We start from the raw sequence: 20,677 nt of genomic DNA on the forward strand, positions 1-20,677 counted from the left end.
TAATGGTGTAGTCATAAGCGCCATCATTGAGGGGCTGCTTAAGAGTAATTGTCCATTTTCCTGTTTCATCTGCAGTTGTTATAAAATCCTTATTATCAATAGTCAGCTTCATTGTTGCGTGCGCTTCTGAGGAGCCGATAAAGGTCGGTGTATTGATGTTAGTGATATTATCGCCTCCGGCGCCGATATCACTATTACCCTCCATGGAAAGTACTGGCGGTGTAGAATCGATCGTCAGCCAGCCGGTAGACAGCGAAGAGGCGTTTCCTGCCTGGTCTTTAGCCTGTACCGTATAGCGGTAAACACTGTCGTCTAACGCATCAGCATCCGGTAAGGTAAATTCCCATCTGCCGTCATTTTCGGCCTGGAATGTATACGTTTTTTGGTTGAGTGTCAGAATAATCGTTGCTCCGGGTTCTGTTGCGCCAGTAAATGTCGGCGTTTTATCACTGGTGATGTTATCTCCCTTATCGCCGGTATCTGAATTCTCGGTAAGCGCGCCAGTAGTAGGCGAGGGTGATGTAGTGTCAATGGTAAGCGAACCGCTGGTTGGCGTAGACGTATTTCCGGCGGCGTCTTTTGCCTGTACCGTATAAACATACGTATCGTCAGGCAGCGCATTTTCTGGCGGCAGTGTGAAACGCCATGCGCCGTGATCATCGGCCTGGATCTCATACGTTTTATTGTTAATGGTAAGAATGATGATCGCGTCAGGCTCTGTCGTACCGGTAAAGGTCGGCGTACTCACGCTGGTAATGCCATCATCTTTAGTTCCCGTATCTGTATCGTCAGACAGTTCTCCAACGACAGGTGCTGGCGGTGTCGTATCGATAGTTATCGATCCTGTGAAGGACTCAGAGGTCGTACCCACCATGTTTTTACCATGCAGCGTAAAGCTATAGGAGCCGTCGTTCAGCTTATCTCCAGCAGGTAAGGTAAAGCGCCAGGTCCCATCATTGCTCACCGGCACGTCGTAGCTTTTATTATTGATGGTCAGAATAACGGTGATATTCGGTTCTGCCGTACCGCTGAAGGTGGGAAGATCCGCACGGGTAATATTATCTCCGGTGTCGCCTGTATCCGACTCGATAGCCAGCCCGCCGTTTGGAACGGCCGGGAGGGTGAGATCGATGGTTATGCTGCCGTGAGCCGTTGCGGAGACATTGCCTGCGGCGTCGGTGGCTAACACGGTATAGGCATAGTTACCGGCTGTGAGCGCATCTGCTGTGGGTAAAGTAAAGACCCATGTACCGTCGTCCGCCGTAGGACATTCATACGTTTTATTGTTGATAGAAAGTGTGATTGTCGCTCCTGGCTCCGCTTTACCGGTGAATTTAGGCGTAGTGATACGTGTGATATTGTCGTCAGCCACTCCCGTGTCATAACCGGGGGCCAGACTGGCCGTGGGGACTGTTGGCGGTGTCGTATCAATGATGAACGAGCCTGCCTGTTCTGCGGAGGTATTCCCGATAGCGTTTTTGCTCTGTAGGGTGTACTCGTAAGTGCCCTCAATAAGACTATCTTCTGCCGGTAATGTAAATTTCCAGGCACCGTCATTTCCTGCCTGGATCTCATACGCTTTATCGTTGATTCGCAGAATGACGACACTGTGAGGGTCAGCCTTACCGCTAAACGTCGGGGTGGTTACGTTAGTCGTGTTATCTGTACCGGTACTGGAATCCGGATCTTGTGTGAGGCCTCCCGTAGGGACTGTTGGCGCGGCGGTATTAATAATTACAGACCCCGCAGTGGATGCAGACTGATTTCCGGCGGCATCCTGGGCCAGAACGGTATACTGATACGTACCGTCTGGCAGCGAATGGCCTACAGGCAATGTGATTGTCCAGGCGCCGTCGCTTCCGGCTTGAGCGGTGTAGTCTTTGCCGTTAATCGTCAGTATTACGGTAGCGTTCGCTTCTGCCGTTCCTGCAAAGGTTGGATTCTTAATGTGGGTAATGTCATCACCCTTGACGCCGCTGTCTGCTATTTCCGCCAGGGCGGCGACGGGGGCGTCCGGAGGAGTGGTATCAATCGTAAAGGCGCCCTCATAGCGAGATTCGTTGCCAGCATTATCCGTGGCCAGAACCTGGTAGTTGTAGGCACCATCCGTTAGCGTGGTTGGTATCTGGAACGTCCAGTTACCTGACGCATCGACAGGAATGGGATAATTCACGCCAGCGTATACAATAACAATCGACGCGCCAGGCGTGGTTTTGCCCGACAGCACAGGCTGAGTGTTGTTGGTCACTTGTTCGCCCGTGACGCTGCTGTCGCTCCCGGCGTGTAACCCGGCATTTGCTGAGGGCGGCGTGTGTTGAACAGTGACATTACCGTTCACCTGTGCGTTGCTCATATTGCCGCTGGCATCCGTCACTGTAATCGTATACGGATAGCTGCCATCCGCTAATTTACCGGCTTCCGGCAGGGTAATGCTCCATTTACCATTCTCACCCACGACGGCGGTATACGTCTTACCGTTAATCATTAGCGTGACGGTTGCGCCGTTTTCTGTGACGCCGCTAAAGGTCGGCATCGTCTGATTAGTAAGATGACTGCCGGCTCCCCCGGTTTCGCTGGTAGTATCCAGTCCGCCGGTTAAATGGTCGGGAGCGGTGGTGTCAATCGTGATGGTTGCCGTCGACGATGTTGTATTGTTTGCACTATCGGTGGCAGTGACCGTGTAATGATAAGCGCCATCCGTTAAGGCGTGAGTCAGCGGGATAGCCCATTCCCCGTCTGCGTTCGCTGTGGTGATGTACCTGTTACCGCCAATTATGAGTGTAATAGTTGCATTGGCGTCAGCGGTTCCCGTTAGTGTGGGCGTGGTATTACTGGTGGTATTGTCGGCTTTCGTGCCGGAGTCCGTATCATGGCTAAGGCCGTTTATCTGAAGGTGCGATTCGCTATCGATAGTCACCTGCCCGGTCATTGGCGGCGATTGATTACCCGCTATGTCTTCGAGCGCGATCGTGTAATCATGGACGCCATCGCGCAATGGGTTGGTAATCGCCAGCATCCAGTTACCGTCCCGATCGGCTACGGTTTTATACGTTTTGCCGTCAATAGTGACGACGACCGTAACGCCAGCAGGCGCGGTGCCGGAAAAGTTAGGTTTTTTATTACTGGTGAGGGTATCGCTGGTATCGCCAGTATTGCTGTGAACATCCAGGCCGCCAGTTACCGAACCGGTGATGTTTCCACTTTGAATATTCAGCGTGCCGGTTGCTGGCGGGCTGATATTTTGCGCAAGGTCGATAACGGAGACGGTATAATTATGCGTACCCGTATTTAATGGCGTGGTGACGGCCACTTCCCAGAGTCCTGTATTGTCCGCTACGACCGTATATGTTTGTCCATCAACCGTAAGCGTTACTGTAGCGCCTGGTTTCGTTTTGCCTGTAAACACGGGTGTTTCATTGTTAGTGATAAAATCACCTAACGTCCCACTGTCCGTAGCGACGCTGAGCCCTACCGTTGTGGCTGGCGGCGTATTATCAATGACAAACTGGCCGGTAATGATGGATGAGGTGCCCGCTGTATTGGTGGCTGTCACGGTATAACTGTAGCTATTGTTGGCCAGATCGGGGAGAGGCAAAGTCCAGTTGCCATCAGCGGTAACGGTTGGCGTATAGATAACATCGTTGATTGTCACCGTCACGGTGGCGCCTGGCGTGGTTGTACCTTTTAACGTTTGATCGTTGTGATTACTCCAGCCATTGGCGATATTCGGATCGGCGGTTGTGTCCAGTCCTCCTGTCAGCGCCACGCTGGAAGTATCTACGGTAAGTGTGCCGGTAACAGGAGTGGAAGCATTACCGGCCTTATCGACGGTCGATATGGTGTAATCATAATTGCCGTCCCGTAGCGCTTCCGGTACGGTAAAGCTCCATTTACCGGCATTATTGGCGGTTACCGTGTAGGTTTGCCCGTTCAGCGTAATGGTTACTTTCAGACCGGCATCCGTGTGGCCACTAAACGTAGGTCTGGTGTTATTCGTGATGCCATCGTTCGGCGTACCGGTATCGCTGGTGTTGTCCAGACCACCAGTTAAATTCGGAGGTACGGAGTCGCGGGTGATTCTAATGGTGTAAGTAGTTTCCAAACCATAACTATTGGTTACGGTCAGGTTCCAGGTGAAGTATCCGCCCTGGGGGGTATCTGCCGGGAATTCTGACGCAGGCAACTGAATTTTCCAGTTGCCATCTGCGTCAACAACGGCAGTAAGAGGGGCAGGACCTCCTGCGCTCTTTCTGATAGTGATCGTATCGCCCGGATTACCGCGTCCGACGATAACCGGCGAGGCGTCCGTATAGAAAATAGTGTTAGTTGAGCCAGCGGTACCAATGAGATAATCTTCATGACCGCCAAATTGTGCATTAGGCGCGGTGACGACATTGCTAACTGAGCCATGAAATACGCCGCTATTCCCCGCACCATCGGTAGACGTTATGGTGTAATCGTAACGTGTGTCAGGAAGAAGATTTACATCCTGTAACCAGATTTGCCAGTTACCATTATCGTCTGAAGTGGTTGAGTAACGTTTTCCATTAATCTCTACAATAACTTCCCGATTGGGTTCTGCTTTTCCATTAAACGTCGGCATAGCCCATCGGGAGGCTGTAGGGTCATTTGGCGTCGCATCGTTGGGCCTAAGTCCCCCGGTAATTTCCGGCGGTGTATGGTCTATGGCGAAGGAACCGTTAAATGACGTGACCGAGTGTCCAATAATCTCAGTCAGTTTGTAGTGATATTCCCCTTCAACGAATGGCCCTCCCGGTAATGTAAACGTCCAGGTGCCATCGGCATTAACCGGAATAGTATATTCCTGCGCATTAAACTCAATACGTAATGTGGCGCCGATACTCGCTTTGCCGCTTAACGACGGTGAGGCATTTTGCGTCTGGTTATCGCCGACTACGCCAGTATCATCTTCGGGGGAAAGAAATCCGATCAGAGTACTGATTGTCACCGAGGCGGAGTGGGTGGTTTCTGTACCAAATTTATCCTTGAACGTTAGCGTATAGTCATGTATTCCTGAGCCCAGCGGAGCGCCATCGGGGACCGTAAACGACCACTTTGTCCCTCCGGCGGTAATCGTGAGCGGATAAGTCTTACCGCCGATGGTAATGGTGCCGCGCAGATTGTCGTTAGCCTCACCTCCGGCGATGGTACCCTCTAGCGTTGGGCGGGTCACGGATGTCAAATTATCGCCTTTGGTATCGCTATCCGTTTCAGCAGAGAGTCCGTTGGTGATAGTCAGTTTACGCTTACAAATATAAATGGCGTCAGAGTTTGTCGTGGTATTGCCTGCGGCATCGGTTGCCGTCATGTAAAAGCGAACAGTGTTATAACTGCCGTTATCCGCTACCAGCCCCGCAGGGAGAGTGAATTTCCAGGTGCCGTCGCTGGCGATATCCGTCACGTCGTAGGTTGTGTTATTAATACGAATGGTCAATTTTGAACCCGGTTCAACCCGTCCCGTCAATGTGGAGGTGAGATCGTTAGTCCAGTATCGGTCTCTGTCGCCCGTATCGCTGCTGCTGTCCAGCTCAGATCCTGTCAGCGTCGGCGGTTTATTATCAGTGATAACATTCCCTTTTGTAGAGGTTTGGTTTCCGGCTGTATCTGTGACGGTAAGGGTATAGCTGGCCGTGTGATTAGGCGGTAACCCCCAGGTCGGGCCTTGCAGCGTCCAGGTTCCGTTATGGTCTGCTGTGGTGTTAAGTGTTTGGCCATCTATATGTAAAGTGATCGTCGCGCCAGGCTCGGTTTTCCCGGTAAATACGGGCCTGGTCGATTGGGTGATCATATCCCCTTTGATACCGGTATCAGAATCGCTCGTTAAACCGACGATGGACATAGGATTAAGGGTATCAATAAAAACATTATTCGTGGCGATGGCGGAGATCCCGGTAGTGGTGTCCGTCGCGGTAACCGTATATTCGTTGAACCCTTCGTGCAATGGGTTAGTCACATCAATAGACCAACTGCCGTCGGCCGCCGCCGTTGTGGTATAACTTTGCCCTGCGATGGTCAGGACAATGACGGTATCCGGCGTAGCCTGCCCGACAATTTTTGGCGTATTGTTATTGGTAATATTGTCGCCCTTAGTGCCGCTATCACTATCTACATCCAACTGCGCCGTTACTTTAGGCGGCGTGATGCCTGATGGGACGTAATTAAAATTGCCCGTTATTGTTGCCGTGTTACCGGCAAGATCCTCTGAAGTTACGGTATACTCATTCAGGCCGGGAGCCGCATCTTTGGGTAAGGTCAGTTTCCAACTTCCGGCATTATCTACGGAAGCCATATAGGTCGCGCCTTTAATGGTGACGGTGACGAGGCTGCCGGGTTCGGCCATACCGCTGAGCGTTGGGCGAACAAGCTGGGTAGTCGTATTCCCCACAGTCCCTTCCATCACGCTGGAAAGGTCAAGCCCACCGCTGAGTTGGGAAACGGTATCAACAGTAAACTGATGCTCGCTGCTTGAGGTATTGCCCGCTTTATCGGTGGTGACGACCGTATAAGTATAAGTTGCATCAGTAAGGTCGTTCGGCATCGCATATTGCCAGACGCCATCAGCGCCGGCTGTCAGAGTATGACTCACGCCGTTAAAAATAATTTCTACGCTGGCCTCGGGCTCTGTCGTACCGGTAAAGATAGGGCGGATAACGTTGGTAATGCCATCCTGCGTACTCTGTCCACTATCCGATGCTTCGTTTAAGCTTGCATCAGATGAAGGTGGCGTGGTGTCCACGGTAATCGTCCCCGTTGTGGTCGCGCTGGTTCCCACCGCATTCTTTACTTGTACCGTATATTCATAGGTTTCATCCGCAAGCGCGTCCGGGAGCGTTAAAGACCAGCTACCGTCCACACCTACGGCGACGGGATAGTCGACATGATTAATGGTAAAAATAACGGTGGTATTTGGTGTCGCCGTACCGTGGAAGGTTGGTTGACTAACCTGGGTGATATTATCGCTGTTGCTGACACCGCTGTCATCGCTGTCCAGCAAGCTGACGGTGATTTCCGGCCGACTGGTATCAATAACCAGGGTTATACTCCCTGCGGTTTCGCTCATATTTCCTGCGCTATCTTTTGCCACAACGGTGACGTCATAGCGACCATCAGCCAGCGGTGTATCCAGCGTGAGCTGCCAGTCGCCATTTTCATCGGCCTGCAGGGTATAAACGTGATCGTCAACAGTCACAAGTACTTCCGTATGGGGGTCAGACTTTCCGTGCAGAGTGGGCGTTGTTATATTGGTGATATTGTCACCTGAATCACCTGAATCGCTGTTGACGTCAAGGGTCACTGTGGGCGCTGGCGGTGGTGTCGTATCAAGTGTAAAACGGCCTTCTAAAGGCGAAGAGGCGTTATTTCCTGCCGCATCGGTGACTGAAAGCGTATAAACATGCTCGCCATCATCTAATACCAGATCTTCTGGCACTTTCCAGGCCCATAGCCCGTTTTCATCAGCCCGTACAGAAAACGATTTGCCGGCAAGTGTAACGGTAACCACGGCAAAAGGTTTCGTGCTCCCGATTAATACTGGATGGGGATTATTGGTAATGCCGTCAGCATCACTGCTGCCAGTATCTGACTCTGCGGATAATGTTGCAGTAACCGTCGGGAGCTGGGTATCAATAGTGACGGTACCGGTTTGCGTGGCGGTATTGCCCGCGATATCGGTTATGGTGACAGTAAAGTCATAGCTGCCGTCGTCGAGCGCCGGAGTGATTTTAAATTCCCACTGTCCCTGCTGGTCGGCGGTGCCTTCATAGACGTGGCCATTCAGGGTGAGCATCACATTCGCGCCGGGTTCGGTTTTTCCGGTCAATGCGGGCTGGGGAATATTCGTCAGAAAATCGTCCTGTTGTCCGGTATCCGTGGCGTCGGATAACGCAAACGTTACGTCAGGCGCAGTGGCATCAATCGTGACGCTGTTAGTCACCGTGGCGGTATTGCCTGCATCATCGGTGGCGGTTACCTGGTAATGATAGACCCCATCAGGCAAATTTGTACCCGGGGATAAAGACCAATAGCCTTCAGCGTTAGTCACCGTAGTTAACGTCATTCCACCTATGATGACATTAATAATGGAGCCCGGTTCTGAGGTTCCCTGAAGCACTGGCTTAGTATTATTTGTTATCGAATCGCCTGTAATGCCGGAATCTGACGTTGGATCAAGCGAGGCAGTAAGTCCGGTAATTTCGCTATCAATCACAATGGTGGTAGTGGAAGCTACCGTTTTGCCGCTGCTATCGGTAATGGTAAAGTTTACATCATAATGGCCATCCGGCAGGGGGGAAGATAGCCGTAATGTCCATTTTCCATCTTTATCGACAGTTAGCGGATAATGTGTTTTGTTGATTATCAGACTTGCCGTTGCGCCTGGCGTAGCATTTCCGCTAAAGGTGGGGTTTGCGATGTTGGTAATCCCATCCCCTGTTTTACCTGAGTCTGTTTTCGCATCCAACTTACCGGTAATAAAGAGGGGCGTTTCCTGAGTGGGTAACGGTGCCTGAGTTTTTTCCGCCGGCTCTCCTGATGAAGAACTGGATGAAGAGGACGAGGCAGGAGGAGGTGGTGGTGTGGCTACGCTATTTTGGACTTCCTCTTCTGCCGGTTTTAGATTTTTCGAAATTTCTTGCTTTGCTTTCTTATCGATAATCTCTTTTTTTTCTGGCGACAGATCGTTTTGTTCGAGCTTTATGTTCTGTTGCTGCTCTTCGGCACGCTCTTTGAGAAGCGCCTCATACTCTTTAATTTTTTGTTGTAAAGCAGTCTCTAAGGATTTATTCGTTTCGACAGACGCCTCCTTATCCGCCTCGTCATTATTAGCCTCAATGGTCGACTCTTCGCTTTTTAGCATATCAGCAAGGTATACAGTATCTAAACCAAGCTGATAGGTTTTTATAGACGAGATAATATGATCCTGATTAATTGTTTTTCCCGATGTGTCGCGTAATTCAATATTTCCCAGAACCAGGTTAGTTAAGCCATCTTTTAATGTTGTGGTATTACCGTCAGCGGTAGTGACTATCAGATCAAAGCCACTGACTTTATACGACTTAATATCCGTAACACTCTCCGGTTTAACGTTCGGTTTTTCAGTCGAAGAGATATCATTTTGCGTCGTCATGTTGTCGATATTCCTTAATATAGCTAATGGTAGATTACCAAAATGGTTTTGATAGTAGGCTAACTTTTCTTTTTCAGAGGCTTAATTTTACCTGTCAGTAAATATGAAATAAATTAAGCAGTATCTTAATGGTCTAAAAATGCAATATCTCAAGCTCATGATTGTATGTCAGATCAGCATGGGATATTTATAATTAAAGTACCTTTACCAATATTAAGATGGCCGTATGAGTGCAGATGAAAATAATGGCGATGAAGAATTGGCGCCGATGGTTGATGGATTAAGCGGAGCTCTTTGTATACTAATACTGATCTCCACAGTATTTATGTTATCAGGAACAGACTCGCTTGTAACATCGGATGGCGGAGCATTAAAGTTCAGAGATTCATTCACAGATCTAAGTAAGAATAGTATTTACTATAGTGGAGCTGTTTCACTTTCGTCTACCGATTTGTATCAAACCCGTAAGCATCTAATTGACTCAGGAAAGAAAAAAATCACGTTTTATGGTGCAGTATCTGAATCTATAGAAAATTACAAGGAGAAAAATACATTTAATCTATTGAAAATTTATACGGACTTAAAATTACCATCTGATATAGAAATCGACTTCCGAGAAGGAAACGTCTCGCAGTGTGGAAAAAATCTGTCGTGTATTTACTGGAGCTATTAAACAAATGCATTTTTTGGGTTTGATTTTTTATATATTAACGGCTGCCTGTTATCTTTTGTTCCCAGCCATCAAAAACATGGTTAATCAGGCTGTTTTTCTGGCACCACAAATTACTTATGCTTGTGGGGTATTGTTTGTATTACCGCTACTCTTGTTTTTAACGCATTGGATATTCAGATTAAAGGCCCGAAGATACTATGCCTTACTGGCAACGCAAACGAAGCTGGCAGCGTCAGTTGCAGTTTCATTGGGACTTATCGGTACCTTTATGGGGCTAACCGATATGGTATCAGCTATTGCAGGTTCGCTGGGGGGAGAAGGCGACCTGGCAGCAAAAATGGGCGCTATGATTTCATCGATTTCGTCAGCTCTGACGGCAATGTCATTTGCGTTCCTGACATCTATATTAGGTGTTGCTGTTTCAGTATTACTTCTGGTCAGTCTTAATTTTTGGGAGTTTTACTACGAAACCGAGAATCACGTTGACAATGAACCGGAGAAAAAGCCTTCGGAGGATGAACTACAAGCGTTACTCAACCGGGTTATGTTGCTCGAAGAGATTAACACCAATATCGCCACTAAACTGGTCTGTATACCAGATAATACCAATATGACGGAACTGTTGGTTATGAATGGCAAAGTGATGGCAGAGAGCTTACAGCAAATAAACACGGCCATCAGTCATCTACAAGCAATAGCAAAAACATCTGCAGAACTTAATGAAAAAGGATTTTTCAGCATGAATACATCACTCATGGATGTTAATCAAAGCAATATGCTGATAAATGAAAAAATAACATCTGGCAACGAACAATTAATGGAATTGAACATCGGTATCAGCACCCTGGTCTCGTTAATGAAGAAAAATTCTGAATTCATTGAAAAGATGGAAGGCATGAAGGCAGAGCAACTGAAACTTATTAACGACAGGCAGGAGGCTCATTTCCATGAAAAATATAAATTTAAGAAAAAAATACAACAGGTTGTAGAGGTGTTGACGAATGAAAACTAATTTTAGCATTATAGGGTGCTTGTTTTTTAGTCCATTGGCTTTAGCCAGTCAGGGGACTTTACATTATTCTGAATTTATTAATGAAATGTATCAAGAATCAGGGGGGATTAGAGCCAAAGCGTTAGAGTTGGAGGCAGAGTTATTGCGTGCAAAACAAACTGATTTGTATTTTATGCCGAAGATTTCTGCAGAAAGTAAGTACAAATCAGATTCCACCCGTGGTGATATAACTGATTCTAAAGTAACAGCGAGTTCTTTAATTTTTAGCACAACGATCGCTGATCGCTTTAAAGAAAAAAATAGTCGGCTTCATGGCGCAGAGTTATCCTTATTGAAAGAAAAAGAGAACTTGTATAAAACGTTAGTAGAAAATTTGATTGGTATTAAATATTACAATAATCTTGAGACGAAGGCAGCGAACCTGGAGCAAACTGCCGTCGAATTATACCAACAAATTGAGGGCCGATATGTATCAGGTATTGCTAAGGCAAGCGATGTAGAACAGGCTCGTCTGTTGATTCAAAAAATAAAAACAGAATCAGAAAATATTAATAAAGAGATTGAGTTGCTTAAATCTAATATAGAGCTGGCAACAGGCATTGCCTTTCCTGCTCAGGGGGTTTACCTACCTGATAATATCATAGATAAAATTAACACTTATACAATAAATGATAAGAAAATCTATAATAATCTCGATTATAAATTGTTGAGCGAGCAGGCTGATGCAGCAAAATTTAACGCATGGCAGCAGGATTCATTGGTTCAAGTGAATCTGGTCGCGGAAGAACGATATAATAACAGTCAGCGTGTAGATAAAGACTCCTGGGGGGGGATTCAGGTAGCAGTGAATCTATTTGATTACGACAAAAAGATTACCAGACAAACGGGAATTAAGGCGTACCAGGTTTTAAAAACAAAAATGGACTTCAAATATAAAGAGCTACTGGCAAAGATGAAGTCTTTGCAATTGACCATCAATTCAAATGAAAAGGAGCTTCAAGGGTTGGCAGAACAAAGTAAAACTACAGAAGTGATCTTAGCCAATCAGAAAAGAGAATATAATATTTCACAATCATCCTATTATGAGATGTTAAATACACAATATGATTATTTTGCATTAGAGCGAAAGATGATTGAAATGAAGATAAGTGATGCTATTAATAAAGTATCTTTGTTACAGATCTCAGGCGAATTATTAAGTTTGTAATATGAAGAGTAATACGCTTTCGCACAAGTTTTTAGCTTTAATCGCCATAATGATGGTTTTGATTATTTATATTGGTGTTGCGAAGATAGATATTGTTTCTCCTGGTACCGGAGTGATTACTGGGGCTTCGGATAAACTGGTAATTGTAAGCCCTGACTCAGGTTTCATTAATAAGTTTGATCTACGAACAGGTTCGCCCGTCAAGATAGGGGATATTCTTTTCTCCTATACCAATCTTGATGTCTTTCATCAGGAGAAAACGCTTAATGAGCTAGTCTCATTCGCTGGCAGGCGTATTCAGAATCTTGAAGAAGATCAACAGTTACTTAAAATGATTCTTGCGGGAGAAATACCTGAAGAAAGTGAATTTTCGGCACAAATTAAAGAACTATTCTCTCAAGAACTCAGTGCTTATAAATTTTTGAATGAGCTTTTCTCTTTAAGGAATGAGGAGAAAAACCTAAAACAGCGGGAAGAGAAAATGAATGAAGAAAAAGACGACCTTCATGAACGATTATTACTTTTGAAAAGAAAAGGTAATTTACTAAAGTCCGCCCGTGCTCCGGAGATAGAGATAATAAATAATCAGACTGAGGTTAGTCAGATTGTTTCTCAGATAACAACCGGAGACATTAGCTTGCTTGCCTTACAAAATGACATTAAGTTGGCAAACAATCGATTCCGCAGCAGCGTGCTTGAACAACTTAATAATAATGCCGAGCAGTTGGAGCAATTACGTAGGGAGCGCCTTGAAAATCGTGGGCAACTGGAACTTCTAAGAAATAAAATTAAGGCTAATAGCGTCTTATCTCCTACGAATGGTGTAATATTAAGCATAGAGCGTAGTTTTGAAAAAGGTTCTTATGTTGAAAATGCGCAGCCTGTCATGACCATCAAAAAAAACAATGAAAGTAAGGTAGTAGATGCGAGAATTCTAGCAAAGTATCGACCTTTTATCTTTACTGGAGCCAGTGTGAAAATTACAGTAACCTCTCCAGGTTATAAAAAAACGATTGCCGGGCAGATTACGAGGATAAGTGCTGACTCGTTTTCTGACGATGAGAAAAATGGTGCTGAGCGTTATTACAAAATTGAAATAAAGCCGGATGATAGTGTCAAGGTTCCACCTGAACTGGAGGGTGTGCAGGTTAATGTATATGCGCTTAGCAAAAAAGTCACGCTGTTAAACTATATTACAGCGTTGGTAGGCGATAATATCGTATTTAATGTTTGGTAATGTAACTATGCTTGGATTCGTTTCTGCCTTATCCTCGGCTGTAGCGGTGATGATATTACTGATGTCCGTATTATTAACTAATCTTTTATCGATAGCAATTGAAAAAGATGAAAAATTAGATTCATCTATACTCAAGTACAGTTCTGATACTGAAGAGTTGAAGAATAAGCAAAAAGCTATTATTATGTCTGGTCAAGGATTTTCCATATCTGTTTCAGACCTTTTACCGCTTCGTTCTTCCAGTTCTGCAGTCAGGCTCTACTGCACATATGGTAATAATATGAGTCTGAAGGTTGCTAAAAAATATACAACTTATAATTATATTGTTTCCAAATCAGTTTTAGGTAACAAAAAAATTATTGTGGTATCACCGATTTATGAGCCGACAAGTAAAAATAACTGTGCTGTTGAAGAACTGAAAAATGAATAATGATTTCTTTGATGTTATCAGGAAATATTGCCTGGTAGAGGAAGTTGCTTTTGTTTATAAAAATAAAAGCAAAGATATGTATGATATAGTGCAGAATTTTAATGATTATGTAAATGATAGTTTTTTTGACTTTGAGTTAACCAGTAATAGCTGTTGCGAGTACGCTCATCTTCCTAAAACATTTATAGTTGAATGGACAGAATCTTATTTTTTAATCTTACAAAAAGAAAAAAATAAGATTATTAATCTGAGTTCTTCTGAGGTGGTAACGCAAGATGATTTACGTAGTAAAAGAATATTTTATCTCTCAAAGGAATTAAAAAATATAGATGACAGAGATGTTTTTGAAGCTATCAAAAAGATGACACCAAAGGCAAGTTACCTTGCGCTAGGATTAATCTTTTTTGCTTTAATGACACCACTTTATTCAAATCTATTTAATACACGATTGATTTATAGTGATTCTTACCATTCCATTATCTTTGTGACTGGAATATTCATAATTTTTGTTCTTTTTGAACTTATTTTAAAAGGTATGCTTTATGATAAAACATCTGCACATATTAGAGTTAACAATATAAAATGTAATGCTTTATATCTCCATGCATTAAAAGCATCCAATTGCAGAAATGCTGCGGTGAAGATACGTACTATTGAATCTTCAGTGGTGTCTCTTTGGGAGTCATATCCATTAATATCGGTTGATTTATCATTAGCTTTTTTATTCCTGATCGGTCTTTTTGTAATGATGGGGATCTATGCTTTCCCCCTTTTGATCTACTATATAGGCTTAACATTTGTTTGCGTTTATATTCGTTTTTCTGCTTATAAAAAAACGTTGCAAACGAATACCGTCAGTTATGAAAAAATGTCTACACTAATCTCTTTAGAAGAAAAAAGGAAAGAGCTGAAATTCTTACGCGGCACCTTCTTTGAAAAGTTGTTGATGGATAAAACGCATCGCGATGAGTATACGAAAATGGAGATGAATATCGAAAATCACCATTGGGCGGAGATGATAAAGGCCAACTCCTTTCTTTCTATGATTGTGATGTTTATGTCATCCTATTTTGCTGTTGTTAACGGAGTATTGATGACTGCCTCTATTATTGCCATTATGATTATTAACTCCAGACTCTCTGGGGCCTTAGTAGGTGGGGTTAATAAACTATATTTGACAAGATTGCATATGTTCCATATTAAAAATAGTTTGGCGGAACTATTGAAAGATAAGGACACGTTTATATCACATAGTGGAATTTATATATCCCATATCGAAAAACTGTCGATTGAAAAATTATCCATAGCGTTTGCAGAACGAAAACTGATTGATCAGCTTTCATTCACTGCTGTTCCCGGAGAATTTATTGGTATTATTGGTGCATCAGGTTCAGGTAAATCTTCTTTAATCAAAGCACTATCAAATTCCAGTCATTGCTATACGGGATCAGTTAAATTAAATAATGTAGATATCACTCATATCTCTGAAGATTATATCCAGAATTGCCTTGCCTACCACTCTACCAACAGCACTTTTATAAAAGGAACACTCCGTGAAAATTTCATGATTTATGGTGTGGTTGATGATGATGATATTATCAAAATATTAACTTTATGCTGCAATAATCTTGTTCTCTCGAAAGAGAATGTAGACGAAAAATTTGTCGATGAACTCAATCTTTCTAATGGGGAAAAACAAAAGGTTTTGTTGTATCTGGCTTTATTTAAAAAACCAGATATAGTCTTCCTGGACGAGTCAACATCTTATCTTTCCACAACTGATGCGTTAGCATTTCTGGAAAAGATAAAGCATCTGTATTGTCATAGCATTGTCATTTTTGCAACCCATGATATTTCACTGCAAAGAATGTTTACCCGCAAAATTGACCTTTCTGGTGAAAGGTTAAGAGCAGTAAGTAGCACAACAATAAATGTACCACAAATGAAGTTAAGTGGGTGAGATCGGATCTGAAAAGATGAAAAGCAGAGCGGTGATATGACTAAGAAATATCGCCGCTTGCATTTTTTGATTTACCTTAGGGTACTTTTCTTTATACAGAAGGAAAGATGGTCTTTGTAATTTCATTTGAGCGTTAAAGTTATCAACACAGTAAACTTAAATAACTGGTGCTGTTTGACGCATAATTTTAGAAAAAATTACGTAAGATCGACTGATATGTAAAACTCATTCAGCATCAAATGGATTAATTCAACATCAGTAGTAATTTCCATTTTTTTATAGGCTGATCTTTTTTGTGTTGAAATCGTTTTTATATTTCGATCTAATAAATTTGAGCAACTTTTAACAGATAATCCTGCTGCCACGTAATAAATAACTTTTTTCTCGCTCAATGTTAGATCGAATTTTTTAGCGAGCAACAGAATTCCATCTCTTATATTAATATGTTTTATTTTGTTCTTATACTGCATTATCAGATATCTCAATTAATATATTGATGACGAGAGGAGGATAAAAACGCTAAAAATTCTGATGGTGTAGTTTTGAAATGTTTTTTAAAAACGCATGTAAAATAAGAAGCACTGTCATAACCACACATATAAGCCACTCTGGTAATATTATATTCACTATTACGTAGAAGTTTTGTCGCTTTATTCATTCGCGCATTAAGGTAAACTTCGCTGAATGAGGTGTTCTCTTGTTTTAATTTCCTTTTTAATGTGGAACAACTCATATAGAGTGAGTCAGAAATATCCTTGAGTGCCCATTTTCGACTTATGTCGCTTATAATAATATTATAGATATTTTCGGCTAATGTATTTTGCGATAGTTCTCTAAAGAGAGAAAATGCTTCGGGTTCATAGATGAACTCTGAAAGTAGAAATCTTATTAAATATTCCTTTTTATCTTGGGGTAATTTCTGAGTTTTATTTGAAGAGTGTAAGAGGTTGAATACTCTTGCTACACCTGTTTCTATTGGCGCTAACAGATGTTTTGTCGTCGGTTTTGTTAATGGGGCCGAAAATTCTGTATGTTCATACAGAAAAAAATTATAAGCATTTTTTATTGACGCTGAATCTAATTCAATTAAATTATAATTTAACTGTTCATGAGTCTCTTCCATAGTGATATGAATAGTTTGATCTTTAGCTAAAAATATTAACATTGGCCCTGATGCCGTAATATACTCCCCGGACGATGTCGTAATTGAAATTTTACCCGTGGTGAGCTTGATGAGTACGGACTGCAGTAAATTTAATCCCTGAAGTGATAAGGATTTCCTCTGCCAGTTTTGCTCTGATTGTAAATATTCAATGTTCCCCACCGGGACAGGTGAGGGATTAAACACTTTTAGCATGATAACTTCCTTTTATTAAATGTGTGTGTAAATCAAAATTATTCTGAAAAATATTTCAAAAAATAACTAATATATATCCATATAAGTATTGGAGAACTTAAGGTGTCAGGTGGCGATCTTTTCATTTTCTATGGAAAATGATATTTTATATTGCATTTCTACATATTATAGTATCGTTAAAAAACTATGTCGCGTATAAAAAAAAGATGGAAATTTACAAGAATTGGCTCATGTTATTATCAAATTATCTCTTTAAAATTTGAATTAAGTAATAATTTCCTTTAATCTTTTAGAGAATAGCTCTTTAATTTCATGGAGGTAGTTAGCATGAGGTATAAGATCTGATTTTAATTTGTGATAAGGTTTATCCTGGAGGTAAATATTAACGTTCTCGGTTAGGAAAGGCATACAACGCGGTAAATATATACTGCGGCGGGTAGATGGCGTAGCGATATCCGGAAGTTTGAGGGGGAGGGGAAGCATTCAATCGTATGGTTGACATTATGAAAAACGGTGTAACACGTTATTGAGGTTCTTACTGTGCGTATCCGTTAGGTTTATGCTTTCTGGATTGCATAATGTAGCGTGTTTTGGCGCGGCAGTATTGAATCTTTTGCTGCGCCGGCCCCGAAGAGGAATCACTCACAGCGAATGCTAGCGCATGGCCTGGTCCTGAATCTCTAAATGAGTAGAAAACCTTTCGGTTCGATACTCCGGTTCTATTCCTTCTAAATTTATCGTAATGACATCTGCGTTACACGTGTTGTACACTTAATATCCACAGAAACACAAGAGGACAACACCATGTCAGCCGCAAACAGCATGTCTATTAAGCGCGAAACATTAAATTTGCGCATCAAACCCGCCGAGCGCGATCTTATCGATCGGGCGGCGAAAGCCAGAGGGAAAAACCGCACAGACTTTGTGCTGGAGGCTGCCCGTGCTGCTGCCGAAGAAGCGCTGATCGAGCAACGTATCATCATGGCCGATCCCGAGGCTTATCAGGAATTTCTTGCCCGTCTGGATCAGGCTCCTGCGCCTAACGCCGCACTGCGTAAAACCATGCAGACTCCTGCGCTGTGGGGGCAGGAAAAATGATCTCCGCCCCTGAGCCGCTTCATGCCGGACATATTATTACTCCGTTTTGCTGCGGTGTGGATTCTATGGATAACTGGCTGAAACAGCGGGCGATGAAAAATCAGACCACTGGCGCGTCCCGTACCTTTGTGTGTTGTGGCAGCGATTCTAACGTACTGGCCTATTATTCGCTGGCGTCCAGCGCGGTCATGACGAATACCGCCCCCAGTTGCTTTCGCCGCAATATGCCTGACCCGATCCCTGTGGTAGTGCTGGGCCGTCTGGCGGTGGATAAATCGTTGCATGGGAAGGGCGTCGGGCGTGCGCTGGTACGCGACGCCGGGCTGCGGGTAATCCAGGTGGCGGAGACGATCGGCATTCGCGGGATGCTGGTTCACGCCCTGTCGGATGAAGCGCGGGAGTTTTACCTGCGGGTGGGGTTTGTACCGTCGCCGATGGATCCGATGATGCTGATGGTGACGTTGGGGGATTTGGTGGAGAGTGTTTAAACTGCAGGGCGTATCCTTTAACCTCACAGACACTTCAAGTTACGGATAAAAATTGCCCCTGAAATGAAAAAATGAACTCATTTCTGAATATTTTTCCATCAAATTCAGTGGTTTTTCGTCGACATACAGCGTCAAGTTGTACAACAAATAGTTACGAAACACACCCTGGTCCTACGTTACTTATAAGCGTTATCGCTTGTTATTATGCAGCAGAGAGGTCAGCACAGAACCAGTAACGTGTTACGTAAACAGAGTGTCTCCGGAAGCGGTGTCCGTTCTATTTGGTTTCGCCATAACCTTGATAACTTCAAGAAACGTCTGAAAGCGCTGGAAGAAAAGGTAGCACGTGATGGTATCGAGCTAACCGGTTCCCAGATTGCAGCGCTGGAGCGTAAAGCCAGTGACGACGAAGCGTGTGGAGAAATCGAAACGGCGCATCCCGGCTATCTGGGTTCACAGGACATATTCTATGTTGGCAACCTGAAAGGCGTTGGGCGTATTTACCAGCAAACCGTTCATCGAACTGAATGAACCCTCAATCTGACCCACAATTTTCCGGATACACAGGGATAAATCGAAACGCATCTGGAAAGTTTTTCACGCTAACTTAGAGCCTATTCCATTAGGGCTATTTTACTTGCCATTTTGGTCCTGGGCAGTGCTCAAAATCCTCACGTACTACGTGTACGCTCCGGTTTTTGCGCGCTGTCCGTGTCCAAACTGGCTGCGCCAATAACGCCTGGTGGGATAGGCTCTTATTCAATTACACACATAGGAATTCATAGGGAAGCATAAAAAAGGAAAGGTGGCGGACTCGGAATCATATCCACGATTAAGGTGCTGTTTGTTATTGGTTTTGTAGGCATTTCTTGTAAATAGTGCCCCCCACGAAGGCCCCATAAAAAATCGCTTTATTTTTGTGATATTTATCACGAAAAATCGGTGTTAAATTGACTCACAACCCCACTCTTACGACACGACTTGTTCCATATTTTCCGCATTTTTCCACCACGCATTCCTGCATTCTGCCTTGTAAAGTTATTCTGGACGTTATCAATTCATACTTTCGTCCGAACTTGTAGCACACCGATTCCGGTATTTTTCTGATAATAGAGGAAAGTCACTGGAGAAAATATTGTGATAAAAATCACAAAGTAAGGCAGGCTGCTGGAGAAAAAGTCCGCAACGGCGAATTATCGTAGTCTGTGTACCTCAACCAGCATTTTGAAGGCTTTGCGACATGGAAGAAAACACAAGGCAGCGTACAGAGAATTATATTTCAGCAAAAAACCAGCATCCTGCCTGGATACTTCTTGCCACCCGCCGCGCCCCGCTGGTATTGAGTTGCCTGAAAACGCTGTTTGAAAAATCACATGATGGTATCCCCCTTGAAGAAGCGATCCAGTCTCTTTCCGGCATTCTTGTCGAGCATGTGAGTCAGGAACAGTATGACATTAATCAGGACAATCCCTCTCTTCAGGCCAGCCGTGAACTGCGGGAATGGATTAAACGCCGTCTCATCGTCGAACGGGATGGCCGTATCTTCGCCACCGATGCGCTTGAGGTCGCGATTACGTTTGTTGAGTCGCTGGATAATCGTTTCATGACCTCTACGGCTTCCCGTTTGTCCACCGTACAGCGAGAAATTGAAAACCTGGAAACCCGGCTTAATCCAAATCCGGCAAACCGGGTTGCAACCTTACGTCGTCGTATTGCCGAACTGGAACGTGAATTACAGGAGGCAGAGGCCGGGCATATTGAAGTGCTGGAAGCGCATCAGGCGGTTGAACATATTCGCGAGGTCTTCAACTTAGCTTCCAGCCTGCGGGCTGACTTTCGTCGCGTGGAAGACTCCTGGCGTGAGGCCGACCGCGCGCTTCGGCAATCCATTATCGGCGAGCAGTATCATCGCGGCGATATCGTAGAACGCCTGCTCAACGATCAGGACGCGCTGCTTAATACGCCTGAGGGAAGAGTTTTCGACAGTTTTCAGCAACAGCTCCGTCAATCTTCCGAACTTAAAGCAATGAGCGAGCGACCGAGCGTAATCCTTAGCCACCCTTCGGCTTC

General features: G+C 44.2%; 11 protein-coding genes and 3 pseudogenes. 10 read left to right on the top strand and 4 right to left on the bottom strand.

All coding sequences use genetic code 11. The features are described from left to right. Position 1: 1 nt before the first annotated feature. Positions 2-9,145: pseudogene (locus tag ACLD11_RS15350) on the bottom strand (Ig-like domain-containing protein); the annotation flags it as partial. A gap of 226 nt (positions 9,146-9,371) precedes the next feature. On the opposite strand from ACLD11_RS15350, the gene ACLD11_RS15355 reads away from it, so the two are divergent. From ACLD11_RS15355 to ACLD11_RS15380, 6 genes are read left to right on the top strand one after another with little or no spacing between them, the layout of a single operon-like run. Next, entirely contained in the window at positions 9,372-9,818 is a 447-nt protein-coding gene (locus ACLD11_RS15355; RefSeq protein WP_058331909.1) for a hypothetical protein, read from the top strand. Continuing rightward, positions 9,781-10,830, top strand: a complete 1,050-nt coding sequence (locus tag ACLD11_RS15360) for a hypothetical protein (protein WP_259468480.1) — start codon at positions 9,781-9,783, stop codon at positions 10,828-10,830. The genes ACLD11_RS15355 and ACLD11_RS15360 overlap by 38 nt, the downstream gene beginning before the upstream one ends. Further along, complete coding sequence (locus ACLD11_RS15365) at positions 10,820-12,037, top strand: TolC family protein (RefSeq protein WP_411012014.1); 1,218 nt, start codon at positions 10,820-10,822, stop codon at positions 12,035-12,037. Before ACLD11_RS15360 ends, ACLD11_RS15365 begins: the two co-directional genes overlap by 11 nt. A gap of 1 nt (position 12,038) precedes the next feature. Further along, positions 12,039-13,274: an HlyD family secretion protein gene (locus ACLD11_RS15370; protein WP_411012015.1), complete on the top strand. Its 1,236-nt coding sequence runs from the start codon at positions 12,039-12,041 to the stop codon at positions 13,272-13,274. Further along, positions 13,264-13,704: a hypothetical protein gene (locus ACLD11_RS15375; RefSeq protein ID WP_411015081.1), complete on the top strand. Its 441-nt coding sequence runs from the start codon at positions 13,264-13,266 to the stop codon at positions 13,702-13,704. The genes ACLD11_RS15370 and ACLD11_RS15375 overlap by 11 nt, the downstream gene beginning before the upstream one ends. Continuing rightward, positions 13,697-15,664, top strand: coding sequence for an ATP-binding cassette domain-containing protein (locus ACLD11_RS15380; protein WP_411012016.1), 1,968 nt, complete (start codon positions 13,697-13,699; stop codon positions 15,662-15,664). The genes ACLD11_RS15375 and ACLD11_RS15380 overlap by 8 nt, the downstream gene beginning before the upstream one ends. A 197-nt stretch (positions 15,665-15,861) precedes the next feature. Here the strand turns inward: ACLD11_RS15380 and rtsB are convergent, their stop codons facing one another. From rtsB to ACLD11_RS15395, 3 genes and pseudogenes are all read right to left on the bottom strand, one after another. After that, positions 15,862-16,149: a transcriptional regulator RtsB gene (gene rtsB, locus ACLD11_RS15385; protein ID WP_411012017.1), complete on the bottom strand. Its 288-nt coding sequence runs from the start codon at positions 16,147-16,149 to the stop codon at positions 15,862-15,864. Then, positions 16,146-17,021: a transcriptional regulator RtsA gene (locus ACLD11_RS15390; protein WP_411012018.1), complete on the bottom strand. Its 876-nt coding sequence runs from the start codon at positions 17,019-17,021 to the stop codon at positions 16,146-16,148. Before ACLD11_RS15390 ends, rtsB begins: the two co-directional genes overlap by 4 nt. Positions 17,022-17,285: 264 nt before the next feature. Next, a pseudogene (locus ACLD11_RS15395) lies at positions 17,286-17,508 on the bottom strand (hypothetical protein). A 317-nt stretch (positions 17,509-17,825) separates the two neighbouring features. On the opposite strand from ACLD11_RS15395, the gene ACLD11_RS15400 reads away from it, so the two are divergent. The 4 genes and pseudogenes from ACLD11_RS15400 to ACLD11_RS15415 all read left to right on the top strand — a co-directional run. Further along, on the top strand, positions 17,826-18,119 hold the full coding sequence (locus tag ACLD11_RS15400; RefSeq protein WP_183060051.1) for a DUF1778 domain-containing protein: 294 nt from the start codon (positions 17,826-17,828) through the stop codon (positions 18,117-18,119). After that, positions 18,116-18,607 (top strand): GNAT family N-acetyltransferase, encoded by a 492-nt coding sequence (locus tag ACLD11_RS15405; protein WP_183060052.1) that lies wholly within the window; start codon positions 18,116-18,118, stop codon positions 18,605-18,607. The genes ACLD11_RS15400 and ACLD11_RS15405 overlap by 4 nt, the downstream gene beginning before the upstream one ends. Positions 18,608-18,823: 216 nt before the next feature. Then, positions 18,824-19,120 (top strand): annotated as a pseudogene (locus ACLD11_RS15410) (IS481 family transposase); the annotation flags it as partial. Between the two features lie 727 nt (positions 19,121-19,847). Then, positions 19,848-20,677, top strand: an 830-nt coding sequence (locus ACLD11_RS15415; protein ID WP_411015082.1) for a DUF3375 family protein, incomplete at its 3' end; no start/stop codon positions are given.

This window comes from Salmonella sp. 741265116_PST (assembly GCF_046567715.1).
GTDB lineage: Bacteria > Pseudomonadota > Gammaproteobacteria > Enterobacterales > Enterobacteriaceae > Salmonella > Salmonella enterica.

Coding starts and splice junctions, on each gene's coding strand:
- ACLD11_RS15355 (WP_058331909.1), top strand. CDS start 9,372: ATGAGTGCAGATGAAAATAATGGCGATGAAGAATTGGCGCCGATGGTT.
- ACLD11_RS15365 (WP_411012014.1), top strand. CDS start 10,820: ATGAAAACTAATTTTAGCATTATAGGGTGCTTGTTTTTTAGTCCATTG.
- ACLD11_RS15370 (WP_411012015.1), top strand. CDS start 12,039: ATGAAGAGTAATACGCTTTCGCACAAGTTTTTAGCTTTAATCGCCATA.
- ACLD11_RS15375 (WP_411015081.1), top strand. CDS start 13,264: ATGTTTGGTAATGTAACTATGCTTGGATTCGTTTCTGCCTTATCCTCG.
- ACLD11_RS15380 (WP_411012016.1), top strand. CDS start 13,697: ATGAATAATGATTTCTTTGATGTTATCAGGAAATATTGCCTGGTAGAG.
- ACLD11_RS15390 (WP_411012018.1), bottom strand. CDS start 17,021: ATGCTAAAAGTGTTTAATCCCTCACCTGTCCCGGTGGGGAACATTGAA.
- ACLD11_RS15400 (WP_183060051.1), top strand. CDS start 17,826: ATGTCAGCCGCAAACAGCATGTCTATTAAGCGCGAAACATTAAATTTG.
- ACLD11_RS15405 (WP_183060052.1), top strand. CDS start 18,116: ATGATCTCCGCCCCTGAGCCGCTTCATGCCGGACATATTATTACTCCG.